The sequence below is a fragment of the Micromonospora sp. ATA51 genome, from assembly GCF_016802855.1.
GTDB lineage: Bacteria > Actinomycetota > Actinomycetes > Mycobacteriales > Micromonosporaceae > Micromonospora > Micromonospora sicca.
The window spans coordinates 1-4387 of the sequence record NZ_JAEVHJ010000438.1 but is presented as its reverse complement, the minus strand read 5'-3'; the positions used below and the strand labels follow the sequence as shown (position 1 = coordinate 4387).

Genomic DNA, 4387 nt, shown 5'->3' with positions numbered 1-4387 from the left:
GGCTCCTGCCGGGGCACGGGCGGGCGCCGGCGGGCCCGGGCGACCGTCCCGGGCGGCGGCCAGCAGCGCCGTCAGCCGCCCGCGCAGCGCGTGCCGGGGCACCACCATGTCGACCTGCCCGTGCCGCAGCAGGAACTCGGCCGTCTGGAAGCCCTCCGGCAGCGCGGCGCCGGTGACCTGCCGGATCACCCGTGGGCCGGCGAAGCCCATCCGCGCGCCGCTCTCCGCGAGCACCACGTCGGTGTTCGTCGCGAACGAGGCCGCCACCCCGCCGTACGTCGGATCGGTGATCACACTGACGGTGAGCAGTCCCGCCTCGCGCAGCCCGGCGACGGCCTGGCTCACGGTGGCCATCTGCATCAGCGACAGCGCCCCCTCCTGCATCCGGGCCCCGCCGGAGGCGGTGACCAGCACCAGGGGCACCTCCTCGGCGAGCGCCCGCTCGGCGGTCAGGGTGATCAGCTCGCCGACCGCGCAGCCCAGGCTGCCGCCGAGGAACCGGAAGTCCATCACCGCCAGCGCGATCCGGTGCCCACCGACGGCGGCGGTGCCGCAGACCACCGCCTCGTCCAGCCCGGTGCCGGCCCGCGCCGCGGTCAGCCGGTGCGGGTACGGCAGCGCGTCGACGAAGCCGATCGGGTCCACCTCCACCGCCCGCTCGGGCAGCGCGGTGAACGAGTCCGGGTCGACCAGCTGGGCCACCCGAGCCGGGGCGTCCAGGCGGGAGTGCGTGCCGCACTCGGGGCAGACGTCGAGGTTGCGGCGCAGCCGCTTGCGGTACAGCAGCGAGGAGCAGCCGGCGCAGCGGGACCAGAGCTGCTCGTCGCGGGGCGCGGTGGTGGTCACGGCCGCCGCCCGGGCGCGTCGAACCGGTAGAAGCAGTGGGCCATGGCGTCTCGGGGCGAGCGCCAGTCCGGCAGGTACGGCGAGATGAACGGCCGCAATCGCGTGCTGATCCGGACGAACTCGGGATGACCGCGGGCGTCCTCCACCGCGCCCTCGGCCGGCAGCTCCGTCTCCAGCAGATGGACGTAGAGGTCGTGCAGCCGGTACAGCGAGCGGTGCCGGACGCCGACCAGACGCGGCAGCTCCGTCGCGTCGGACTCGGCGAAGATCTCGGCGACCTGGTCCTCGGCGGTGGGCAGCACCTTCGCGACGATGAGCGAACGGTCCATGAAGCGTCTCCCCCTCGGGCGGGTTCCGGTCGGCCGGACGACTGCCGACACGATGCCGACGGGGACGTCACCGCAGCGTCACCCGAGCTGAGCGCGGGAGGTAGAGATTCGGTGACGCTGTGTTGACGCAAACTGTGCCGGGGCTATGCGTCCCCTTGCGACACCCAGCGCATAGCGACAAATATTCGCAGTTCAGGACCGCTGCGAACCGACCGCACTGGACGGTCACATTAACGACGAATAGGTTGACTGAGTGTAATCATCATTGATAATCTCCGTCTCGGTCAGCCCGGACGGCGCCGGACATCCGACGTCGCCGCCGCGGCGGAGCCGTTCCGACATCGGCGTCGCGGGCAGCCGCGCACCGGGGCAACGAGGACGGTCGGGACGAGGAGTCCGGGGCAGGGGGTGCGCCGGTGACCGGTCATTCCAAAATGCCGACGGCCGGCGCCGGACCCGCGCCGCGGGTGTCGCTACAGCTGCTCGGCGGTTTCCGGCTGCTGCACGACGACGTGCCGGTGGTGGTACCGCGGGGACTGCAACGGGTCATCGCCCTGATCGGCCTGCGCCCGGCCGCGACCCGCAGCCACCTGGCCGGACTGCTCTGGCCGGAGACGTCCGAGGAGCGGGCGCTGTCGTCGCTGCGTACCGCGCTGTGGCGGCTGCGCCAGGACCCCTGCTGCCCGCTGCTCACCGACGGGGACACCGTCCGGCTCGACCCGACCGTCCACCTCGACACCGACGAACTGGTCGACGTCGCGTCCCGGGTCCGCGACGGGGAGGTGCCGGACGCCGTCCGCGTCGCCGGCCGCCACGACCTGCTCCCCGGCTGGTACGACGACTGGGTCCTGCTGGAACGCGAACGGCTGCGCCAGCTCCGGCTGCACATGCTCGAACAACTCGCCGGCAACCATCTCGCGGCGGGCCGGCACGGGGAGGCGCTGGAGGCCGCCCTGGAGGCGATGGCCGCCGAGCCGCTCCGCGAGACGCCCCACCGCCTGGTCGTCCGGATCCACCTCGCGGAAGGGAACGCCTTCGAGGCGGTGCACGCCTTCTACGTCTACCGCGACCTGCTGCTGCGGGAGCTGCGCCTGGAGCCCTCCCCGGCGATGTGCGCGCTGCTCGACGAGACCCTCGCCCCGATCCGGCACGCCAGCCGGCCACCCGCACCCCGCTCCGGCGTCACCGGCCGCTCTCCCCGCGTGACGGGGAGGTGACAGCGGCCGGGCATGGTGGCCCGACAAGGTGTCCGACGTCCTCGGGCTGGGTCAGGGGCACCACCGGCGAGAGGGGTCCCCCGATGAGTCGTCTGTTGATCGTCAGCCGCATCGTCCCGGGAGCGGAGGGGCGGGTCGCGCAGATCTTCGCCGAGTCAGACGCGACGGAGCTGCCCGGCCTCGCCGGCGTCCGGCACCGGTCGCTGTACTGCCTGCACGACCTGTGCGTACACCTGATGGAGACGGCGGACGTCGACCCGGACGCGGTGGCCGGGGTGCGCAACCACCCGCTCTACCGGCAGGTCAACGAACGGCTCTCCGCGCACACGTCGCCGTACCTGCCGACCTGGGGCTCCCCCCGGGACGCCGTCGCCGGCTGCTTCTACACCTGGGACGCCACCACCGCGCCGGCGTCCGACCCGGTGCGCTGACACCGACTCTCCGGGCCCGTCCTGCACCGCGGTCCGGGCGCCCCCGCCGGTCCGTCGCGACGGCACACGCTCGGTCATCCCGTCACCACCCGCCGGCACGACGTGTCCCAGCAGGGACGCAAGCCGCCGACCTCCCTGTCGTCCACGACGCACGTGTGCGAAGCTGCCCCCGGTTTTCTCACGACTGTCGTTCACGTACATAAGAGGGAGGTTTGCCGTGCCGTCGACTTTCGGGCAATGGCTGATCCTGATCCTGGCCCTGCTGGTGGGCCTCGCCGGCGGGTGGTTGCTGTGGGGTCGCCAGGCGGCCGACGGCCCGACGCGCCCATCGTGGAGGGTGACCCGGTGGCGGACGCCGCCGAGGTCAGCGCCCCGACCACCGCCACCGTCGACCACGAGCGGCCGCGGCCGTCGTGGCCGAGGTGCCCCCGCCGCCGCGGTCACCGAGGAGCCGGCCCCGGCCGAGTACGACGCTCCCCCGGCCGCCGCCACCCTGGCCGCCGACGCCACCGCCCTGCCGCCGGCCGACGCCGAGCGGGCCGACGCCACCGAGGCGGCACCGGCCGAGGTCGAGGCCGCGTCGGAGGCCACCGCGCCGGCCGAGTCGACGCCGCACCGCTCGCCGAGGTCGAGCCGAGCAACGCCGACGAGCCGGCGACGCCGGTGACCGCCGAGGTCGAGTCGACCGAGACGCCGAGCCCGCCGCACGTCCGGCCACCGTGGTCGCCGACGCCGAGGCGGCCGAGCAGCACACGCCGCAGGCCGAGGAGCTCGTCGCGCCGGTCGTCGTCCCGGCTCCCCGGGCCGCCGTCGAGGACGACTTCACGCCGCCCGCCCCGACCACGCCGGCCCAGCCGGAGTCGGTCGCCGTCGCGGCGACGAACGGCGCGCCCCCGCGGAGACCGCGGACGACTTCCGGCGGATCCAGGGCATCGGGCCGAAGCTGGCCGCCGCCCTGCAGACCGCCGGAATCCGCACCTACCGTCAGCTCGGCGACCTGGACGAGGCGGCGCTGCGGGAGACAGTCCGCGCCGCCGGCCTGCGCGCCGCGCCCAGCCTGGCCACCTGGCCGCAGCAGGCGAGGGTGCTGGCCGGCGCCGGCGCCGAGGCCGACCGGGTGCTCCCGGCGGGGGCCGGCGAGGACGCCTGAGGTCCGTACCCCGGCCGGTGGTGGCGATCGGTCGTCGCCACCGGCCCGGGGTCACCGGGGCGCGGTCTCTGCGTACTCGGCCAGCACCGCGCCGAGCATGTGGCGGGCCTCCGCCGCGCGCACCGGCCGTCGACGGTGAACGTGCCGTGACCGACCCGGACAGCTCCCGACACAACTGCTGATAGCCCACCAGCGGCGCGTCCCGCCATCGGCGCCGGCACGCGTCGACCTCCAACACACACGCCCACACATCGCCAACACCAGCCCTGCGACATTTCCCAACCCCGACCAACCCGGCCAACGTTTGTGGTGAAAGCACCAGTGAGGCTCCGCCTCGGACCGCCGAGGTGGGTGGTTGGGCTGGGGCTGGTCGGGCCGCTGGTGGTGGGTTCATCCTGGCAACCGTAGGTGCGG

5 protein-coding genes are annotated in these 4387 nt (G+C 74.3%); 3 read left to right on the top strand and 2 right to left on the bottom strand.

Going from position 1 to position 4387, the window contains the following annotated elements; translation table 11 throughout:
- Positions 1 to 846, bottom strand: an 846-nt coding sequence (locus JNW87_RS35360; protein WP_309234144.1) for an acetyl-CoA carboxylase carboxyltransferase subunit beta, incomplete at its 3' end; no start/stop codon positions are given.
- A complete protein-coding gene (locus tag JNW87_RS35355; protein WP_109803333.1) occupies positions 843 to 1175 on the bottom strand; it encodes a TcmI family type II polyketide cyclase in 333 nt (110 codons plus the stop codon). The genes JNW87_RS35355 and JNW87_RS35360, both read right to left, overlap by 4 nt.
- Positions 1176 to 1591: 416 nt before the next feature.
- On the opposite strand from JNW87_RS35355, the gene JNW87_RS35350 reads away from it, so the two are divergent.
- The 3 genes from JNW87_RS35350 (at position 1592) to JNW87_RS35340 (ending at position 3490) form a co-directional block, all read left to right on the top strand.
- Positions 1592 to 2392: a BTAD domain-containing putative transcriptional regulator gene (locus JNW87_RS35350; protein WP_375373586.1), complete on the top strand. Its 801-nt coding sequence runs from the start codon at positions 1592 to 1594 to the stop codon at positions 2390 to 2392.
- Between the two features lie 83 nt (positions 2393 to 2475).
- The gene (locus tag JNW87_RS35345) at positions 2476 to 2823 is read left to right on the top strand and encodes a TcmI family type II polyketide cyclase (RefSeq protein ID WP_109803331.1); all 348 of its coding nucleotides are present in this window, start codon (positions 2476 to 2478) and stop codon (positions 2821 to 2823) included.
- A 217-nt stretch (positions 2824 to 3040) separates the two neighbouring features.
- Positions 3041 to 3490, top strand: coding sequence for a hypothetical protein (locus tag JNW87_RS35340; RefSeq protein ID WP_238455193.1), 450 nt, complete (start codon positions 3041 to 3043; stop codon positions 3488 to 3490).
- Positions 3491 to 4387 lie beyond the last annotated feature (897 nt).

What these genes read in the sequence shown, in the direction of transcription:
- JNW87_RS35355 (WP_109803333.1), bottom strand. Translation starts at nt 1,175, where the DNA reads ATGGACCGTTCGCTCATCGTCGCGAAGGTGCTGCCCACCGCCGAGGAC.
- JNW87_RS35345 (WP_109803331.1), top strand. Translation starts at nt 2,476, where the DNA reads ATGAGTCGTCTGTTGATCGTCAGCCGCATCGTCCCGGGAGCGGAGGGG.